The 19,333-nt window shown below is 61.2% G+C and carries 16 protein-coding genes; 9 read left to right on the forward strand and 7 right to left on the reverse strand.

The window, feature by feature from the left end; genetic code table 11:
* Positions 1-17 precede the first annotated feature (17 nt).
* Genes AC4CWF_RS03015 through AC4CWF_RS03035 form a run of 5 tightly spaced genes read left to right on the forward strand, consistent with a single transcriptional unit; the run spans position 18 to position 6,525 of the window.
* Positions 18-1,217, forward strand: a complete 1,200-nt coding sequence (locus tag AC4CWF_RS03015) for a glycosyltransferase (RefSeq protein ID WP_491283653.1) — start codon at positions 18-20, stop codon at positions 1,215-1,217.
* A gap of 2 nt (positions 1,218-1,219) precedes the next feature.
* Complete coding sequence (locus tag AC4CWF_RS03020) at positions 1,220-2,218, forward strand: glycosyltransferase family 2 protein (protein WP_491283654.1); 999 nt, start codon at positions 1,220-1,222, stop codon at positions 2,216-2,218.
* Positions 2,215-3,150, forward strand: coding sequence for a glycosyltransferase family 2 protein (locus tag AC4CWF_RS03025; protein WP_491283655.1), 936 nt, complete (start codon positions 2,215-2,217; stop codon positions 3,148-3,150). Before AC4CWF_RS03020 ends, AC4CWF_RS03025 begins: the two co-directional genes overlap by 4 nt.
* Positions 3,147-4,127, forward strand: a complete 981-nt coding sequence (locus tag AC4CWF_RS03030) for a glycosyltransferase family 2 protein (protein ID WP_491283656.1) — start codon at positions 3,147-3,149, stop codon at positions 4,125-4,127. The genes AC4CWF_RS03025 and AC4CWF_RS03030 overlap by 4 nt, the downstream gene beginning before the upstream one ends.
* Before the next feature lie 40 nt (positions 4,128-4,167).
* Positions 4,168-6,525, forward strand: a complete 2,358-nt coding sequence (locus AC4CWF_RS03035) for a Wzz/FepE/Etk N-terminal domain-containing protein (protein WP_491283657.1) — start codon at positions 4,168-4,170, stop codon at positions 6,523-6,525.
* A 15-nt stretch (positions 6,526-6,540) separates the two neighbouring features.
* On the opposite strand, the gene AC4CWF_RS03040 is transcribed toward AC4CWF_RS03035, so the two are convergent.
* The 6 genes from AC4CWF_RS03040 to cyoA all read right to left on the reverse strand — a co-directional run bounded on the left by AC4CWF_RS03040 (position 6,541) and on the right by cyoA (position 11,884).
* Positions 6,541-6,717, reverse strand: coding sequence for a hypothetical protein (locus tag AC4CWF_RS03040; RefSeq protein ID WP_491283658.1), 177 nt, complete (start codon positions 6,715-6,717; stop codon positions 6,541-6,543).
* A gap of 133 nt (positions 6,718-6,850) precedes the next feature.
* Entirely contained in the window at positions 6,851-7,585 is a 735-nt protein-coding gene (locus AC4CWF_RS03045; protein WP_491283659.1) for an SURF1 family protein, read from the reverse strand.
* Positions 7,586-7,638: 53 nt separating this feature from the next.
* The gene (cyoD, locus tag AC4CWF_RS03050; RefSeq protein WP_491283660.1) at positions 7,639-8,046 is read right to left on the reverse strand and encodes a cytochrome o ubiquinol oxidase subunit IV; all 408 of its coding nucleotides are present in this window, start codon (positions 8,044-8,046) and stop codon (positions 7,639-7,641) included.
* The gene (gene cyoC / locus AC4CWF_RS03055; protein ID WP_491283661.1) at positions 8,043-8,666 is read right to left on the reverse strand and encodes a cytochrome o ubiquinol oxidase subunit III; all 624 of its coding nucleotides are present in this window, start codon (positions 8,664-8,666) and stop codon (positions 8,043-8,045) included. Before cyoC ends, cyoD begins: the two co-directional genes overlap by 4 nt.
* 5 nt (positions 8,667-8,671) lie before the next feature.
* Positions 8,672-10,678, reverse strand: coding sequence for a cytochrome o ubiquinol oxidase subunit I (gene cyoB, locus AC4CWF_RS03060; RefSeq protein ID WP_491283662.1), 2,007 nt, complete (start codon positions 10,676-10,678; stop codon positions 8,672-8,674).
* Between the two features lie 30 nt (positions 10,679-10,708).
* Complete coding sequence (gene cyoA, locus AC4CWF_RS03065; RefSeq protein ID WP_491283663.1) at positions 10,709-11,884, reverse strand: ubiquinol oxidase subunit II; 1,176 nt, start codon at positions 11,882-11,884, stop codon at positions 10,709-10,711.
* A 335-nt stretch (positions 11,885-12,219) separates the two neighbouring features.
* On the opposite strand from cyoA, the gene AC4CWF_RS03070 reads away from it, so the two are divergent.
* Both AC4CWF_RS03070 and AC4CWF_RS03075 read left to right on the forward strand, forming a co-directional pair.
* Positions 12,220-13,566, forward strand: coding sequence for an MFS transporter (locus AC4CWF_RS03070; protein WP_491283664.1), 1,347 nt, complete (start codon positions 12,220-12,222; stop codon positions 13,564-13,566).
* A gap of 135 nt (positions 13,567-13,701) precedes the next feature.
* Positions 13,702-14,454 (forward strand): hypothetical protein, encoded by a 753-nt coding sequence (locus AC4CWF_RS03075; protein ID WP_491283665.1) that lies wholly within the window; start codon positions 13,702-13,704, stop codon positions 14,452-14,454.
* Positions 14,455-14,538: 84 nt separating this feature from the next.
* Here AC4CWF_RS03075 and AC4CWF_RS03080 read toward each other — a convergent pair whose 3' ends face one another.
* Positions 14,539-15,282, reverse strand: coding sequence for an AAA family ATPase (locus AC4CWF_RS03080; RefSeq protein ID WP_491283666.1), 744 nt, complete (start codon positions 15,280-15,282; stop codon positions 14,539-14,541).
* Positions 15,283-15,606: 324 nt separating this feature from the next.
* Here AC4CWF_RS03080 and treZ point away from each other — a divergent pair, with 324 nt between their 5' ends.
* Positions 15,607-17,376 carry a malto-oligosyltrehalose trehalohydrolase gene (gene treZ / locus AC4CWF_RS03085; protein WP_491283667.1) on the forward strand — a complete coding sequence of 590 codons (1,770 nt, stop codon included), beginning with the start codon at positions 15,607-15,609 and terminating at the stop codon, positions 17,374-17,376.
* The gene (malQ, locus tag AC4CWF_RS03090; protein WP_491283668.1) at positions 17,369-19,240 is read left to right on the forward strand and encodes a 4-alpha-glucanotransferase; all 1,872 of its coding nucleotides are present in this window, start codon (positions 17,369-17,371) and stop codon (positions 19,238-19,240) included. Before treZ ends, malQ begins: the two co-directional genes overlap by 8 nt.
* Positions 19,241-19,333: the final 93 nt, after the last annotated feature.

The following is a 19,333-nucleotide window of genomic DNA, read 5'->3' on the forward strand; positions in this document are numbered from 1 at the left end:
GACTGGAGTTGGACGACGTGACGTTGAACGTTCTTTATCTCGCCCACGATCTGTCCGATCCGGCGATCCGCAGACGGGTTATCATGCTGAAGGCCGGCGGCGCAGAAGTGACCGTCGCCGGCTTCCTGCGCGATGAAAACCGGCTGGCGAACGAGCCGGGCATTCGTCTTGTCGTGCTGGGGGAAACGGCGGATGGCCGCCTTGGCCAGCGTATGGGCGCCGTCCTCAAGGCGCGGTTTTCACTGTCGCGCCTGCTGGCCGGCATCGACAGGCCGGATGTCATCCTCGCGCGAAACCTCGAAACTCTGGCGCTTGCCGGTGCCGCCTCCGGCCTCTTTGGCGCGAACGTTCCCGTTGTTTACGAGTGCCTCGATATTCACCGCCTGCTGCTCGACCGGGGCGCGAAGGGCATGGCGCTGCGCGCGGCCGAAGGTGCTTTCGGCCGCTCCGCCCGCCTGCTGATCACCAGTTCGCCGGCCTTCGTCGATCATTATTTCAAGCCGCTGTCGCACCTTGACCTGCCGGTCATGCTCTTGGAAAACAAGGTGCTCGAACTTGTAACCCCTTCAAATCCTGAACCACCGCAGATGCGCCCGCCGGCACCCGGCGCGCCGTGGCGCATCGGCTGGTTCGGCGCCATCCGCTGCCAAAAATCCTTTGTTATCCTCAGCCGGTTTGCGCAGCAGATGAAGGGCAATGTCGAAATCGTCATTCGCGGCCGCGTTTCGCCAAAGGAGTTTCCGGATTTCGAGGCGATGGTCGCCGCCGCGCCGCATGTGTCCTTCCATGGCACCTATCGCAACCCGGAGGAACTGGCGGCGATCTACAACGAGGTGCAGTTCGTCTGGGCGATCGACTTTTTCGAGGAGGGGCTGAACTCCGAATGGCTTTTGCCGAACCGGCTCTACGAAGGTGCGTTGCACGGCGCCGTGCCGATTGCGCTGTCTTCGACCGAAACCGGACGTTTTCTTGCCCGGCGTGGACTTGGCCTTTTGCTGCAAAAGGCAGATCCGGCAACGCTTGAGCAGCAGTTTTTCGGGATGACGGTCGAAACCTATCGCAGCCTGTTTGAAAAGCTCGCCGCCACCGACCGCAACCAATGGATCACCGGCCCTTCCGATTGCGAGGCGCTGGTGCGCCAGCTTGCCTTCCTGTCCAGCAAGGCCGCGTCAGCGGTGGGCGTCGGCATGCCGTTACCCCTGCGATCGGAGGGTTGATCATGACAACGCCGATCCTGTCCGAGATGAAAGCCCTTGTCGTCATTCCCTGCCTCAACGAGGCCGCCCATATCGAACCGCTGCTGCGCCAGTTGAATACGGGGCGTGGCAATCATGACATGCTGATCGTCGTGGCAGACGGCGGCAGCACCGATGGCACACGCGCCATCGTATCCGGCCTTATCGAGGAGATCGATGATCTCGTGCTTTTGACCAATCCGCGCCGTATCCAGAGCGTGGCCATCAATCTGGCGGTTGCCGAATACGGCGATGGCCGCGATTACCTGATCCGCATCGATGCCCATGGCGATTACCCCGCCGATTATTGCGCCGCCCTGTTGCAGGAGGCCGCCGATACCGGCGCCGATTCCATCGTCGTCGGCATGAAGACGGTGGGTTTTGGCACCTTCCAGAAGGCAACGGCGGTGGCGCAGAACTCCAAGCTTGGCAATGGCGGCTCCAAACACCGCGCCGGCGCCGCCGGCCACTGGATCGATCACGGCCACCACGCGCTGATGCGCATCGAAGCGTTTCGGGCCGTCGGCGGTTATGACGAGAGCTTTACCCACAACGAGGATGCGGAACTGGATTTTCGCCTGCGCAAGGCAGGCTTCCGCATCTGGATGACCGGCCGCACCTTCATGACCTATTATCCGCGCTCACGCCCGCTGGCGCTGTTCCGGCAATATCTCGGTTACGGCCGGGGCAGGGCGCGCAACCTCTTGAAGCATCGTTCTGTTCCGAAACTGCGCCAGGCGCTGCCGCTTGCCGTCATGCCGGTTGCGGTCTTTGCGCTGTTTTCCGTCTTCCACTGGCTGGCGGCCGTGCCGCTTCTGGCTTGGGCAGGAGTGTGCCTCGCCTATGGCGCTTGGATCTCACTGTCCAGGCGTGATCTCCTCGGGCTGCTGGCTGCCGTGTCTGCCATGATCATGCACCTTGCCTGGTCTACAGGCTTCTGGCTGGAACTTTTACGCCTCCGACCGCGAAGGGCTGCCGCATGAGAGACGACCGCGATCAATCCCTCGTTTATGTCGATATCGGCATTTGCACGTTCCGTCGTCCGGAACTGGAGGCGACATTGCTGTCGCTATTCCTGCTCGTCGTGCCCGCCGGCACCCGCGTGCGGCTGATCATTGCCGATAATGATGAGACGCCGAGCGCTTCAGCGCTGGTGGAAGGCCTGCGCCGCCGCTCGCCGTTCGATATGCTTTATGTCCACTGCCCGAAGTCCAATATTTCCATTGCCCGCAATGCCTGCCTTGCGGCGGCCGAGGGCGATTATCTCGCTTTTATCGACGATGACGAGACGGCAACGCCGGAATGGCTTGCCGATCTTCTCTCGACGGCAACGGCCACCTCGGCCGATGCAGTTCTGGGTCCGGTCCGGGCGATTTATGACGATGCGGCGCCGGCCTGGATGAAGAGCGGCGATTTCCACTCCACCCTGCCGGTCTGGGTCGGGCCGTCGATCCGCACCGGTTATACCTGCAACGTGCTGCTCGACATGCGCTCGCCACGCATCAGGGGGCGGCGGTTTGCGCTGGCGCTGGGCCAGAGCGGCGGTGAAGACACACATTTCTTCACCGAAGTCACCGATGCCGGCGGCATCATCGCCTATGCCGAAAAGGCTGTGCTTTACGAACCGGTACCGCCCAAGCGCGCGCAGTTGCGCTGGCTGATGAAGCGCCGCTTCCGTTCCGGCCAGACGCATGGCCGTATTCTGGGTGCAAAAACCTCGCTCGCCGGGCGCGTGGCGCAGGCCGGCCTTGCCGGTCTGAAGGCCGGTTTCTGTGGTGCTGCCGCTCTGGCATCGCTGTTTTCACCCATCGTGCGCAACCGTTATGCGCTGCGTGCCATGCTGCATCTCGGCGCCATCAGCGGCATTTTTGGCATGCGCGAAATCCGGCAATACGGATCGATGGAGGCTGCATGAACATCGACGCCCAGCCGCAGGACAGCTTCCCGGATGTCAGCTTCGTCATCGCCGCCTATAATGCGCGTGAGACGATCGGGCGTGCGATCGACAGCGCGCTTGCCCAGGTCGGCGTCTCCGTCGAGGTGATCGTCATCGATGACTGCTCGAGCGATGGCACGGCGGAACTGGTGCGTTATTATGGCGATCCGCGGGTCAAACTGATCGAGATGGTGAGCAATGGCGGCCCAAGCGTTGCCCGCAACACGGGCTTTGCGGCAGCGACCGGCCGCTGGATCGCCGTGCTCGATTCCGACGACGAGGTGAAGAAGAACCGCGCGGCCGCGATGATTGCCTGCGCAAGCCGCCTGGAAGCCGATATCGTGGTCGACAATCTCGACGTGGTAAAGCCGGGGGAACCTGTGGTGACCATGTTCCCGGAGCGCGAACTGCAGCACCGGCCTTCGCTGACGCTTGCCGAATTCATCGATTCCAACGTGATCTTCAAGTCCACCTTCAACTTCGGTTACATGAAGCCGATGTTTTCGCGGGCGTTTCTGACGGCACATGGCCTGCGGTTCGATGAGAGCCTGCGCATCGGCGAGGATTACCTTTTGCTGGCATCCGCGCTGGCAAGCGGCGGCCGCTGCGCCGTGGAGCCGAGCGTCGGTTATGTCTATCACATCCGTGAGGGCTCGATCTCGCGCGTGCTGGAGCCGCGGCATGTCAGCGCCATGATCGATGCCGACAGGGGCTTTGTCGAAACCTTTCCGCTCGATGCCAAGGCGCGGCGGGCGCAGGAACGTCGCAGCCGTAGTCTTGTCGAAGCGGGCGCTTTTCTGTCGCTGGTATCGGAGATCAAGCGTCGCTCGCTGGCCGGCTGCCTGAAAGTTGCCATCGCCCATCCCGGCGCGCTGCGCCACCTGAAAATGCCGATTGCCGCGCGCCTGCGCCGCGTTTTCGGTTCCGCCACACGTCCTGCCAAGGCGTCATCCTGATTATCTCCCTCGCGTCGAGGGACGCCAAAGGATCTTTCTGATGGACCATATCAACCTTCGTTCGAAGACGTTTCCGGGCGCAAACCGGGATCAGGACTCGTTCATCGATCTGGACCGGCTGTTTTCCGCGCTGATGCGGCGGATCCGGCTGATTGGCCTCTGCGTTATTGCCGCCATGGTGCTGGCCGGGCTTTATCTCCTGATGACGCCACCGGCCTATACCGCGATGACGCAGATCCTGATTGACGAGAATCTGTCGCGGTATGCCGAGAATGAAACCGACATCCAGTCGGCCCAGCAGATCGACAACCGCATGTCGAGCGCGGTGGAAATCCTGAAATCCAAGGCGCTGGCGCTTCGGGTTGCCGATGATCTGAAGCTTGCCGACAATGCGCTCTTCCTCGATCCACCGGAATCGCCTGTGGGACTTCTGAAGGGTAGCGTCAAGAGCATCATTGGCCTCCTGAAACCGTCCGATCCGCCCGTTTCGGAAGAGGCGGCCCGCAACGGGCGCCGCGAAAAGGCATCCGCCATCCTGCAGCAATCGCTCGACGTCAACCGTGTCGGTCGAAGCTCGGTGATTGCCATTGCCGTACAGTCGCCGCAGCCGCTTCTGTCGGCGCAGCTCGCCAAAGCCTATGCCAGCGCCTACCTCACTGAACAGCTGAGCGCCAATTTCAATGCGACCGAGCGCGCTTCGGATTGGCTGCAGGAGCGCCTGACGGACCTTAACCAGCGCTCGCAGCAGGCGGCGATGGCGGTTGAGGAATACAAGATCAAGAATGGCCTCATTTCACCGCGCGGCGAACTTCTGTCGGCCCAGCAACTGTCAGACCTCACCAGCCAGCTGATCGTTGCGCAGGCCGATACCGCTACCGCTTCGGCCCGCTTCAACCAGTACAAGGCGATTGTCGATCAGGGGGCGGAGGCCGCCGTCAACAACGCCATCGTCTCCTCCACGGATGGTGGCAATTCTGTCATCCAGGATCTGCGCAAGCGCTACCAGTCAGCCTCGGAGCGTGAGCGCACCGTGGAAGAACAGTTCGGCGCCGATCATCCGCAGGCAAAGCTTCTGGCCACCCAGAAGGCCGACATCGCCCAGCAGATCTTTCGCGAATTGCAGCAGATGACGTCGGGCTTCCGCAACGATTACGAAGTGGCAAGCTCGCGTGAAAAATCGCTGCGCGATAGCATCGATCGTCTCGCCGGCAGCAATTCGCAGGCCAATGTCTCGGTCGTACAGTTGCGCGAACTGGAACAGAAGGCAGCGTCGCTGAAGACGATGTACCAGACCTATCTCGACCGCTTCGAACAGGCGACGCAGCAGCAATCCTTCCCCATCGCCAAGGCCCGCGTCATTTCCGAGCCCGGCGTGCCAACGGCACCATCAAGCCCGAAGAAGACCATGACGATGGCGCTCTCCATCGTACTCGGCCTGTTCGTCGGCGGTGGCCTTGCAACCGTGCTGGAACTGAAGGAACGTTCGTTCCGCCTCGGGCATGATGTGCGCAGCCGGTTGGGTCTGCGGTTCCTCGGTTATATCCCGTTGCTGCGCTCGAAAAGGGCGCGGGAACTGGAAGCGGCAAAGGCCAAGGCCCGCAAGGAAAAGGCTCCGGCGCCCGAACCGGATGACGATCAGGCGAAGATCGAGGATGCCGCACGGTTTGCCAAGAAGCTCACCCGCGTTGCCGTCGATCACCCGCGCTCGGCTTTTGCCGAAACGCTGCGCAACGCCAAGCTTGCCTGCGATGTGGCACTTCCCAGCCGCGAATGCCGGGTCATTGCCGTCGTCTCGGCGCTGTCGGGAGAGGGCAAGTCCACTGTGGCGGCCAATCTGGCGACAATGCTCGGCGCGATGAACAAGCGCACCCTGCTTCTGGATGCCGACCCGACCGCCGGTGGATCGAGCATCGTTCTCGAGACCGAACCGGAGAACGGTCTTCTGGAAGTGCTGCGCGGCGAGGCACCCTGGACGAGCGCGATCACCATCGATTCCAAGGCAAATCTTGCCGTGCTGCCGATTGCCTCGAAAAACAATGCCCTGCCGCACACCAGCGAATTGCTGGCATCGCCGGAAATGGGGAGGTTGATGGAAACAGTCAGCGGCCGCTTCGAATATATCGTTGTCGATCTTGCACCGCTGGTGCCGACCATCGATGCCAAGGCCTTTTCGCCCTACGTTGATGCCTATCTCTTTGTCGTGGAATGGGGTGAAACGCCGGTAAAACTGGTCGACAGCATTCTGGAAGCCGAACCCGGCATTGCGGGCAAGACGGTCGGCGTCATTTTGAACAAGACCGACATGGACGAACTGGCAAAATATTCCGATGCCGGCGCGCCGGAGCGTTTTCGTGCCCGCGGCATGGCCTACCATCCGGACGAACCCGTCGCACTCTGATCGTAGCCGGCGCCGTCACTGGCTTCCGGTGATGGCGCCGTAGAACACGATGAACAGGTAGAGACTGAAAGCCCCCACCGCAAAGATGATGAAAAACGTCACGAGGCCGCTGCCTGCGCGGCGCTTTCGGCGCTGCGTGCTCGCACTGTCTTCCGGTTGCGCGATCGGATCATTTTCTGGAGCTTTGGTCATCAACTGCCGCCTTTCTGTCGATAGATAACCGGCAGCGGCAGGCGTAGTTCCGTCAACGGTTATGGATTGCGAACGTCTGTGGCCGCGGCCCGAAGGTTTTGGCGCCGCACGTCATGCCGGATGCGCCGCGGCTTCAGCCCTTATGCCGGCGCTGGCGGAGAAGGTAGACGATGGCGCCGACCGACATGGCGGCAAGCGTATACCAGGTGAAGGCGTAGACCAGATGGCTGTTGCGGAAGGACACGACGGTGAGGCCACCGATGGGAAGCCCGCCCGGATTTTCGGTCGCATCCGCATCGATGAAATAGGGGGCAACCGTCTGAAGGCCTTTGGCCGTCGCAATGGCTGCCACGTCGCGGGAATACCAGCGATCCGCACCGGGATCGTTGGCGCGCAGGAAACCGCCGCCGGGCTCGGGCAGCCGCAGGAGCCCGGTCACATCCGTTTCGCCGGAAATCTCGCCCGCCTGCCGGGCTGCGGCATCACGCCTGTCCATGGGCACGAAGCCGCGATTGATAAGCACCGTGCCGCGGTCGGCCGTGACGAGTGGCGTCATCACCCAAAAGCCGGGCCCCCGTTCGGTGACGGCCTGTACCAGAGCTTCCTTTTCGTGAAGGAAAGTGCCGCGGACGGTGACGCGGCGATATTCGTCGGCTGCCTGGTTGATCTGCGGCCATTGGTCGGGCAAGGGGGCGGGCACTGCATTTGCATGAATGCGGGCATCGACGCGGGCGATCAGATCGAGCTTCCAGAACAGCCGCTGCACCTGCCAGGTACCGAGCGCGAGGAAGACAAGAACAAGGCCCGCCATCACAAGGGCGAAGGCGGTGTAACGCTTGCCGGAGTGGGGGCGGGCCTCGGGTTCCATTTTCATATCCTTCAGCGAGGCGGCCTTAGCGTCCAGGCCACCTCGCATGCCGGTTACGGCATGTTCTTCATCATCTCCGGGTTCATCGGCATCATGTTGGTGTTCAGATGATGCATGACCCAGAGCGAACCCGAAAGCGCGATGACGACGACAACGATGGTGAAGATCAGCGCCAGCATGGTCCAGCCGCCTTCCGACTTCGAATTCATGTGCAGGAAGTAGACCATGTGGACGACGACCTGCACGGCGGCAAATGCCATGACGATAGCAGCCGTCGCGGCCTTGCTGTCGAGCACATCGGCCATGACGAGCCAGAAGGGGATGGCTGTCAGAATAACGGCCAGCACAAACCCTGTCATGTAGCTCTTGAAGCTGCCATGGGCGGCTTCGTGGCCGTGGCTATGGCCATGATGGGTGTTATGCGCGCTTTCCTGCGCCGGTGCATGTGGGTGCGAACTCATCCGATCACTCCGATCAGGTAAACGAGGGAGAAGACGCCGATCCAGATCACGTCAAGGAAGTGCCAGAACATCGACAGGCACATCAGGCGACGACGGTTCGGCTCGATCAGGCCGTGTTTTGCCACTTGCGCCATCAGCGTCACCAGCCAGATGCAGCCGAAGGTAACGTGCAGGCCGTGCGTGCCGACGAGCGTGAAGAAGGCCGACAGGAAGGCCGAACGCTGCGGGCCGGCGCCTTCGTGGATCAGATGGCTGAACTCATAGAGTTCGATCCCGAGGAAGGCGAGGCCGAACAGGCCGGTGATGGCAAGCCAGATCAGCGTGCCGCTCTTGTCGCCCTTTTCCATCCGCAGCATGGCAAAGCCATAGGTGATGGAGGAGAAGAGCAGCATGGCGGTGTTGATCGCCACCAGCTGCAGGTCGAACAGGTCTGCAGGGGCAGGGCCGGCCGCGTAATTGCGGCCGAGCACGGCATAGGTGGCGAAGAGGACTGCAAACATCAGGCAGTCGCTCATCAGGTAGATCCAGAAGCCCAGCATGGTGCTGTTTTCCGGATGGTGGTCTTCCGTCAGGTAGAACTGCGGATTCTCTGCCGAAACGGCGGCTTGGTTTTCACTCATGACAATCACGCCTGTTCCGCGAGCTGCTTGGTCCGGGCATTTTCCGTTTCGACAACGGTCTCTGCCGGGATGTAGTAATCGCGCTTGTAGTTGAAGGTATGGGCGATCGAGACGATCACGATACCGGCGAAGGACAGGACAGCCAACCACCACATGTACCAGATCATGCCGACGGCAAAGGTAACGCTCAAGGCCGACAGGATGACGCCGGTGCCGGTGCCGCGCGGCATGTGGATCGGCTTGAAACCTTCCAGCGGACGCACGTAACCGCGACGCTTCATGTCGTACCAGCTGTCATGGTCATGGACGACAGGGGTGAAGGCATAGTTGTATTCCGGCGGAGGCGACGACGTCGACCATTCGAGCGTGCGGGCATTCCACGGATCGCCGGTCAGGTCACGCAGTTCCTCGCGCTTCAGATAGCTGACGACGAGCTGGATGAGGAAGGACGCGATGCCGAGGGCGATAAGGACGGCGCCGAAGGCAGCAATCACGAACCAGATCTGCAGTGAGGGGTCCTCGAAGTGGTTGACGCGGCGGGTCACGCCCATCAGGCCGAGCACGTAGAGCGGCATGAAGGCGAAGTAGAAGCCGACGAGCCAGAACCAGAAGGACATCTTGCCCCAGAATGGATCGAGCTTGTAACCGAAGGCCTTGGGGAACCAGAAGTTCACGCCGGCGAGCAGGCCGAACACCACGCCGCCGATAATGACGTTGTGGAAGTGGGCGATCAGGAACAGCGAGTTGTGCAGCACGAAGTCTGCCGGCGGTACGGCAAGCATCACGCCGGTCATGCCGCCGATAACGAAGGTGACCATGAAGCCGATCGTCCACAGCATCGGCACTTCATAGCGGATGCGGCCGCGATACATCGTAAACAGCCAGTTGAAGATCTTTGCCCCTGTTGGGATGGAGATGATCATCGTGGTGATGCCGAAGAAGGCGTTGACGCTGGCGCCGGAGCCCATCGTGAAGAAGTGGTGCAGCCAGACGAGATAGGACAGGATGGTGATAACGACCGTCGCGTAGACCATCGAGGCATAACCGAACAGGCGCTTGCCGGAGAAGGTCGAGACGATTTCCGAAAAGATGCCGAAGGCCGGCAGGATGAGGATGTAGACCTCCGGGTGGCCCCAGATCCAGATGAGGTTGACATACATCATCGGGTTGCCGCCGAGGTCGTTGGTGAAGAAGTTCGTGCCGGCATAGCGGTCGAGCGTCAACAGGACGAGCGTGGCGGTGAGGATCGGGAAGGAGGCAACGATCAGCACGTTGGTGCAGAGCGAGGTCCAGGTGAAGATCGGCATCTTCATCATGGTCATGCCCGGCGCGCGCATCTTCACGATGGTGGCGATGAGGTTGATGCCCGAGAGCGTCGTGCCGACACCGGCCACCTGAAGGCCCCAGATGTAATAGTCCACGCCGACGCCTGGCGAATAATCGGCACCTGACAGCGGCGGATAGGCAAGCCATCCCGTACGGGCGAATTCACCGACAAACAGCGACAGCATGATGATGACCGCGCCCGCCGTCGTCATCCAGAACGAAAAATTGTTGAGGAAGGGGAAGGACACGTCGCGAGCGCCGATCTGCAACGGCACGACGAAGTTCATGACACCCGTCACGATCGGCATGGCGAAGAAGAAGATCATGATCACGCCATGGGCGGTGAAGATCTGGTCGTAATGGCTCGGCGGCAGATAACCTTCATTGGCACCGAAGGCCATGGCCTGCTGCGTGCGCATCATCAAGGCGTCGGCAAAGCCGCGCAACAGCATGACCAGCGAGAGGATGACATACATGATGCCGATCTTCTTGTGGTCGACGCTGGTGAACCATTCATTCCACAGATATCCCCAGAGGCGGAAATAGCTGATGGCGGCGACCACGGCGATACCGCCGAGGATCACACCGATGAAGGTGACGAGAAGAATGGGTTCGTGCGTGAAAGCCAGCGAATCCCATGACAACCGACCGAAAATGAATTCCAACAGGTTACTGTTCGTGAACATGGCAGTTTCCGATACGTCTCAAGCCGGCGATTACGGCTTCGTGTTTGTGTTCAGCTGGTCGGGAGCCACGCCCTGGCCGTCATGGCCTTCGTGGCCGGACATGCCGGGCATGGAAGCGTCGCCGCCGGTTCCGGACTGCGGTGCCGAACCGTTTTCGTTGACGCCCGTTGCGCTTTCGGGGCTTTTTGCGCCGTGACCGGTGGCCGGATAGGTCGCGCCGGGGCCAGCTTCATCGGCCCAGCGGGTATCGTATTGCAGGCGCTCGCGGTTCTCATGGCTATCGGTGCCGGCGCCGCCCATCATGTCGATATGCATCATTTCGTCCTGGCACATCTGGCCGGGACGGACGCAAAGGTTGAGGATGGCCTCATAAAGACCGTTCTCCACCTGGCCGTAATAGGTGACCGGCGTGCGGGCGCTCGGGCGCTCGAGCTTCAGGTAGGTATCGCGGTTGAGGGGAGACCCCTGGCTCTTCACCTGCGAGACCCACTGGTCAAAGCCCTCGTTGCTCACGCCATGAAACTTGAAGCGCATGCCCGAAAAGCCGTCGCCGCTGTAATTGGCGGAGAAGCCGTCGTAGACACCTTCCTTGTTCATCACCGCGTGCAGCTTGGTCTGCATGCCGGGCATCGCATAGATCTGGCCGGCAAGGGCAGGGATGTAGAAGGAGTTCATCACGGTCGAGCCGGTGATCTTGAACTCGATCGGCCTGTCGATCGGCGCTGCGATCTCGTTGACCGTGGCAATGCCCTGTTCCGGGTAGAGGAACAGCCATTTCCAGTCGAGCGCCACCACTTCGATGGTGATCGGCTTCGTCTCTGGGGTTACCGGACGGGCCGCATCGATGCGATCAAGCGGGCGATAGGGGTCGAGCCTGTGGGTGCTGATCCAGGTGACGGCACCAAGCGCGATGATGATCGCAAGCGGTGCAGCCCAGATGATCACTTCCAGACGGGTGGAGTGATGCCATTCGGGGTCATACTGGGCGCTGGTGTTCGAGCGTCTGTAATGCCAGGCAAAATACAGCGTCAGGCAGATCACCGGAATGATGATCAGCAACATCAGCACCACCGAAATGATGATGAGGTCACGCTGTTGCATGGCGATGTCGCCGGACGGCGACATGACGACGAGATCGCAACCCGAGAGCGCGAGGGGAAGAGCGAGGGCACTAAGCCGGCGAATGAGCTTCATCAATCGTGGCATCTTTCACTTCGAAATTTGCGTTTTGTCACTCTGCGACTAAAGCACGAGAGCAAGGCTCCCTATGAGGTCTTTCGTCGCAGTGCAAAACATTTTCATGCACCGCAACAAGAAACCCGGGAATTGCCCCGGCGATGATACCGGGCCGTGTGAGAAAAGCGCTACACGACCTCGGCATTGGCCAGGTACGGTAAACAATCTGCAACAATATACGGCACTTCAGCCGTTTGGAGCAAATTCTTTGCCATCGGAACGGTACCGGGCTTGATAACAGGCAAATATGCATCATCCTATCTTTTGGGGAGGCGACCATTCGCCGCAAAGGAGGAGACCGCATCATGAGCATTACGAGTAACCCCACATCATCAGAGTTCGAGCGCGACGCCCGTCGCATGCACGATGACAAGCCGTTGTCTCCCGGCAGCATCGCCATTGGCGTGGTCATTGGCCGCATGTCTGAATTCTTCGATTTCTTTGTCTACGGCATTGCCTCGGTTCTGGTTTTCCCGCGGCTCGTCTTTAGCTTCGCCGGCGATCCGGTGACGGCAACGCTGATGTCGTTTGCCGTGTTCTCGTTGGCTTTCCTGGCGCGTCCGGTCGGGTCGCTGTTCTTCATGTGGATCGACCGCACCTATGGGCGTGGTTCCAAGCTCACCATCGCGCTGTTTCTGCTTGGCGGTTCGACGGCTTCGCTCGCCTTCCTGCCGAGCTATGAGTCGATCGGCGTCTGGTCCGTCGGGTTGCTGGCGCTGTTTCGTCTCGGCCAGGGTTTTGCCCTCGGCGGTGCCTGGGACGGCATGGCCTCGCTTCTGGCGCTGAATGCCCCCAAGCAACATCGCGGCTGGTATGCGATGATCCCGCAGCTCGGTGCGCCGATCGGTTTTGCGCTGGCAAGCGCGCTGTTCGGTTATTTTGCCGTCAGCCTCACAGACCAGGATTTCCTCACCTGGGGCTGGCGTTATCCGTTCTTCGTGGCCTTTGCCATCAACGTCGTGGCCCTTTTTGCCCGCCTGCGCATCGTGGCAAGCCGTGAATTCGGCGAACTGTTCGAAACGCTGGAGCTGCAACCGCGCCCGGTGTTCGAAACCATCCGGGTTCATGGCCGTGACATCCTGCTCGGGGCCTTCGTGCCGCTCGCAAGCTTTGCCATGTTCCACCTCGTCACCATCTTCCCGCTGAGCTGGGTTACGCTTTATGGCGGGCAATCGGCCGGGTCGTTCCTGTTCGTGCAGATCTTCGGTGCGATCGTCGGCATCGGTGCCATCGTTATATCGGGCCTTGCTGCCGACCGCATCGGCCGGCGCAAGCAGCTGATGATCGGGGCTGCCATCATTGCCGTGTTCAGTTTCTCGGCGCCCTTCCTTCTCGATGCCGGCGGCAAGGGGCAGGATGCCTTCATCATCATCGGTTTCGGCATTCTCGGCCTGTCCTTCGGCCAGGCGTCGGGTGCCGTCTCCTCGCGTTTTGCCCTGCAGTATCGTTACACCGGCTCGGCGCTGACGTCGGATCTGTCCTGGCTGGTCGGGGCAGGTTTTGCACCTTTGGTGGCGCTGGGTCTCGCCAGCAATTTCGGCATCATCTTCATCGGCGGCTACCTGATTTCCGGGGCAATCTGTACGCTCGCGGCCCTCAGCCTCAGCCGGATTCTTGATTCCTCCGAGCATCAGGCGCCGGCAAACCGCTAGTCAGGTCCTCGTCGCCATTCCATCAGAACCCCGGTCTTACCTTGAAAAGGCGGCCGGGGTTTTGTTTTGCCGGCGTGGCGGTTGCTGCCGGCTTGAAGACATGCAAGGCATGCACATCATCGGGAGATCAACAACATGACAGATATCAACGACGCCACCGGAACGAAGGACCTCGCCACCCTTCTCGCGAATGCCATGCGTGATGGCCAGACAATCGGCACCGAAGGCCTTGCCGCCCCGGATGTGGCCGGCGCCTATGCCATCCAGGCCGACATCCTGAACCGGCTGGGGGCGGGCGTGCCCGAGGGCTACAAGTTTTCGCTGCGCGATGGCGGGCTCTATGGCGCGCCGCTGATCTTTGTCCGCACCGACCCGAGTGCGCCCTTCTGCACCGGCATCAAAGTGGAAATCGAACTGGCGCTGACGCTTTCCAGCGACCTGCCGCCGCGCACAGAGCCCTATATGAGGCAGGATGTGGTGGACGCCATCGAGAGCGTTGCCATCGGCGTCGAACTGGTGCGCAGCCGTTATACGCAAGGTCCCGGCAGTTCTCTGCCGCTGCTGTTGTCGGACATGATGAGCAATGCCGGTTATATCGTTGGCCCGGCACTTGATCGCTCCCTGCTTGCCGAAGGGGCAGACCTTGGCACGCTTCGGCTCATCAATGGCGACACGGTTCTGTTCGAGGACGCGGTGAGGCATCCCGATGGTGATCCGCTGGCGGCCGTCGTTGCTGCTGCCAATGGCGGGTTGCCGATGGGCGGATCCCTGAAAAAGGGCCATGTGGTGACAACAGGAACGCTCTGCGGTGCGCCGCTGATCCCGGCAGCCTCCGCCTTTACCGCAAGCCTTGGCGGCCAGGAACTGACGGTGCAACTGACTGCCTGATGGAAACGGCGACGGCAGAAGGCGCCTGCAGGTGTGCGGGCGCCTTCTGCCGTTGATCGGGCGGTGGATCTGGCCGACAGGGTGTCAGGCCGCCTTGCGCTGGCGGGGCGCCGTGGTCTTCGGTGCCTTTGCGACCTTCGGCTTGGCAGTTTTTGGCTTTGCGACGGCAAGCGGCACGAGGCTGATGATTTCCTCGGCAAACTGGCGGGCGTTTTCACGCGCCTTGTCGAGGTTGCTGACGCGCTCGGGTTCCATCGTATGCAGTGTGCCGCCGGTGACGAACATGTCGCGATAGGCGGCGCGTTCGATGAGGGCGGTTTCCAGCACATGCACCTGCTTTTCGGCCAGCAGCACCTTCACCGCCGTCAGCGCACGGGTGGTGATGATGGAGTTGATACGCGTCAGCACCACGGAATGGGGAATGCGGATCTCGCACTGGATCGCCAGTTCCTGAAGGATGTTGAGAACCTGCGCGCCGCCCACGGCATCCATGGCGCAACCTTGTACCGGGATCATCACGCGATCTGACAGACCAATCGCCTTGGCCAGCAGCGGCGAGACGCCTCCGGCGACATCGATGATGACATAGTCCATCTTCTTCGACAGCGCCTTCACGTCGCGTTCGATGGTCTCCTCGGAGATATCGGAGACGACGGTGAATTTGGCGGGCGTGTCCGCCAAACCGTGCCAGCGGGTGATCCACTGTTGCGGATCGGTATCGAGAATGGCGACGCGGTGCCCGCGTTCGGCAAGTTCTGCGGCAAGAATGAGAGCGACCGTGGTCTTGCCGGCGCCTCCCTTGGTATTTGCAAATGTGATCGTAGCCATGGCTAACCTCAAGGTGGAAAAATGGGCCTCATTCTGCTGCGAGGGCGCGCTCTTCTGGCTTTTTCTGGGTGATGGACGTTCGCAGAGATGATGTGTCACATTCGCTGATAAAGCTTGCGTCACGCTGTCCTGCAGTGCCCGGAACCCCGCATTTGCGGGCTTTTTCAGAATTTTTTGCGTTGCACGCTGCGTCGTCCGTCTTCAATGCCTCTGACAGCTTTGTTTTGCGCCACCCTGGCAGATGCCGGCCACAGTGGCGGGGCGGGAAACCTTTCGGGCGCCCGCGAGTTGAACAGGCAATCCCTCCCGCAGAAGGCTTTATCCGTGTCTGAATTCCTGTTCGGCCCTGTTCTTTCCCCGTCGCAAACCCGGTTTCGCTTCTGGTCTCCCAATCATAACATCATCCGGCTGAAGATCGGTGAGCAGATGCTGGACATGGAGCCCGCAGGGGACGGCTGGCATGAACGCTCGGTCGAAGGGGCAGGTGCCGGCACGAAATATGCATTCATCCTCCCGGATGGCCTGACCGTTCCCGATCCCGCATCGCGCCATCAGGCAGACGATGTCCATGGCGCAAGCGAGGTGATCGATCTCGAAACCTATGCCTGGCGCCATCCAGACTGGCGCGGCCGGCCCATCGAGGAACTGGTCATCTATGAGATGCATATCGGGGCTTTCACCCCTGAAGGAACGTTCCTCTCCGCCATCGACCGTCTCGATCATCTGGCCGATCTGGGCGTGACGGCCCTGCAGATCATGCCGATCAGCGATTTTCCGGGCACCTATGGCTGGGGTTACGACGGCGTGCTGCCCTATGCGCCCGAAAGCACCTATGGCCGGCCGGAAGACCTGATGGCGCTGATCGATGCCGCCCATGAGCGCGGCATCTGCGTGCTGCTCGATGTCGTCTACAACCATTTCGGTCCGGACGGGAATTACCTGCCGGCCTATGCACCGATCTTTACCGAACACCACAAGACCCCCTGGGGCAGCGGCATCAATTATGATGGCGAGGCATCCGGCCCGGTGCGGGAGTTCGTCATCGAAAACGCCATCTACTGGGTGCGCAACTTCCGGTTCGATGGCCTGCGCCTCGATGCCGTCCATGCCATCAAGGACGATACGCGCGAACACCTGCTGCATGAACTGGCGCGCCGCGTGCGTGCCGAAGCCGGTGATCGCCACGTCCATCTGGTCGTCGAGAACGAGGATAACAACAGCGACCTGCTGCGCCGCAACGCGCAAGGGCGGCCGGTGCATTTCTCCGCCCAGTGGAACGACGATATCCACCACGTGCTGCACATCGCGGCAACCGGCGAGGACTTTGGTTATTACCAGGATTATGCCGGTGATCCGGCAAAGATTGGCCGGGCGCTTGCCGAAGGGTTCGTTTTCCAGGGCGAACACATGGCCTATCGCGGCGAGGCGCGTGGCATGCCAAGCCGCCACCTGCCGCCCACCGCCTTCATCTCGTTCATCCAGAACCACGACCAGATCGGCAACCGCGCGCTCGGCGACCGTATGATCGTCTCGCAGCCCAAGGAGGCCATGAAGGCGGTGGCCGCCGTCTATCTGCTGGCCCCGCAATTGCCCATGCTGTTCATGGGCGAGGAATGGGGCGCGCGCGAACCCTTTCCCTTCTTCTGCGATTTTGATGAGGATCTGAACGAGAAGGTGCGCAAGGGCCGGCGTGAGGAAATGTCACGCCTGCCGGGTTTCGATGCCGACGACCTGCCGGACCCGACGGCGCGCAAAACCTTCGAAAGCGCCAAGCTGGACTGGACAAAACTGTCAGAGCCTGAAGCGGAGGAAAGCTTGAGCTTTTACCGCACGCTGATCGGGCTGAGGCGCCAGCATGTCGTGCCGCTGCTCAGCGCTTCCGCCGGCAGTGCCGCCCGCTTTGAGCATGAGGGCGATGGCCTTTTGGTCGAATGGACGTTCGGGAATAAGCGCCTGCAGTTGCAGGCGAACCTCACGGCCCAGGCCTGCCGGGTGCCGCTGCCGGCGTCCGGCGAGGTGATCTATCGTCTCGGCCATATCGATGCGAGTGAGGCAGCACCCTGGTCGCTGGTGTGGAGTATTGCCGATGGCTGACAAGACCTCTGTTGCGAAGTCCGAGACAAAGCCGTCGCCGCTCGACACGCTGGCGCGTCAGCACGGCATCGAATTCACGCGGCCCGATCCCGATGGCAGCGAAGTCGCGATCTCCACCGAGACGAAGCGCAAGATCCTCTCTGCCCTCAACGTGACGGTGGAAGGCGAGACGCTCGCATCGCAGCAGCCCGTCTGCTTCCTGCCGGAAATGTTGTCACGGGACCGCGTCTGGGGCCTGACCTTACAACTCTACGAACTGCGGTCGAAGCGCAACTGGGGGATCGGCGATTTTGCCGATCTGCGCACCATCTGCGGCCTTGCCGGGCGTCTTGGCGCCGATTTCATCGGGCTCAACCCTCTGCATGCGCCCTTCATGGCAGAGCCCGCCCGCTGCAGCCCTTATGAACCCTCCAGCCGCCAATGGCTGAACCCGCTTTATATCGCGGTTGATCAGGTGCCCGGCTTTGAGCCGCGCCGCGACCTCGACAAGGCGTTGCAAAAACTGCGGCAGTCAAAACTTGTCGATTATCCCGAGGTGGCAGCGATCAAGCTGCGTGAACTGCGGCTTTTGTGGCAGGCATGGCGGCAGGCGAATAGCATAACCGGCTCCTACACCGTCTCGGCATTTGAAAGCTTTCGGGAAAAATCCGGCGAGAGCCTGCGCCTCCACGCCCTGTTTGAGGTGATCTCGGCAGACATGGTGTCGCGTGGCCTGTCTGCGGGCTGGCGCGCGTGGCCGGAGGAAATGCAGGCGCCGGACAGCCCGGCCGTCACGAGCTTTGCCCAGTCGCGGTTGGACGAGGTGGAGTTTCACATGTGGCTGCAATGGGTCGCGCATGTGCAGCTCTCCGATGTGGTGGGGGCCGCCGAACAGGCAGGCCTGCGCATCGGGCTTTATCTCGATCTTGCGGTTGGCGAAGCGCTGGATGGTTCGGCCACCTGGAGCGAACCGGAGATTTACGTCTCTTCGGCAAGCATTGGCGGTCCGCCGGATCCGTGGGCGGTTGATGGGCAGGACTGGCGTCTTGCTGCCTTCCTGCCGTCAAAAATTGCTTCAGGCGATCCGTCCCCCTACCGGCGCATGCTGGATGCGGCAATGCGTTATGCCGGTGCCGTCAGGATCGACCATGCCGCCGCGCTGGCGCGGCTGTTTCTTGTGCCCTTCGATGGCACGCCCGCCGAGGGGGCCTATGTCGCATATCCGAAAGACGATCTGCTGGAGGTGCTGGCTGATGCCTCGCATGATCATCATTGCCTGCTGATCGGCGAGGATCTCGGCCATCTTCCAGAAGGGCTGCGTGAGGATCTGGCCAGCTCGGCGCTTCTCTCCTACCGCATCTTTTCCTATGAGCGGAATGAGCAGGGTTTTGTTGCCGCCGAAGATTATCCGGCCCTGTCGCTTGCCTGCGTTTCCACCCATGACCACCAGACGCTGGGCGGCTGGTGGTCCGGTGCCGATATCAAGGCGCGTGCCGACCATGGCCTCGTGCCGCAGAAAACCGCAAAGCGCGATCTTGCGGGCCGGATCACGGAAAAAGCCGATCTCGTGCGCGCGCTGGAAGCCGAGGGGCTTGCCGCTCCGGAAGCCGGCGAGCGCAAGCTGAAGGACGCGGACCTCGAGCAGTTGGTGCTCTCGCTGCATCGGTTTCTCGCCCGCTCACCCGCCATGCTTCTTGCCGTGCGGCTGGCGGACTTAACCCGGGAAAAACAGCCGACCAACATTCCCGGCACCAGCGACAGCCACCCCAACTGGCGCCCGAAGCTATCGGTCGAGGTAGAGGATCTTGAGGATGTCGACCTTCTCTTGTCGGTCACCGCGGCGCTCCGCGAAGAGCGGCCGAGGACGAAGACTGGAGGCCGCTAGAGCAATTCCAGCAAAAGTGCGAAGCGATTTTGCGTTCGGAATTGCGCGAAAACAAAGAGATAGAGCATTAAAGGCAACTTTGTTTTCACCGTC

Source organism: Neorhizobium sp. PAMB6630, from assembly GCF_058242775.1.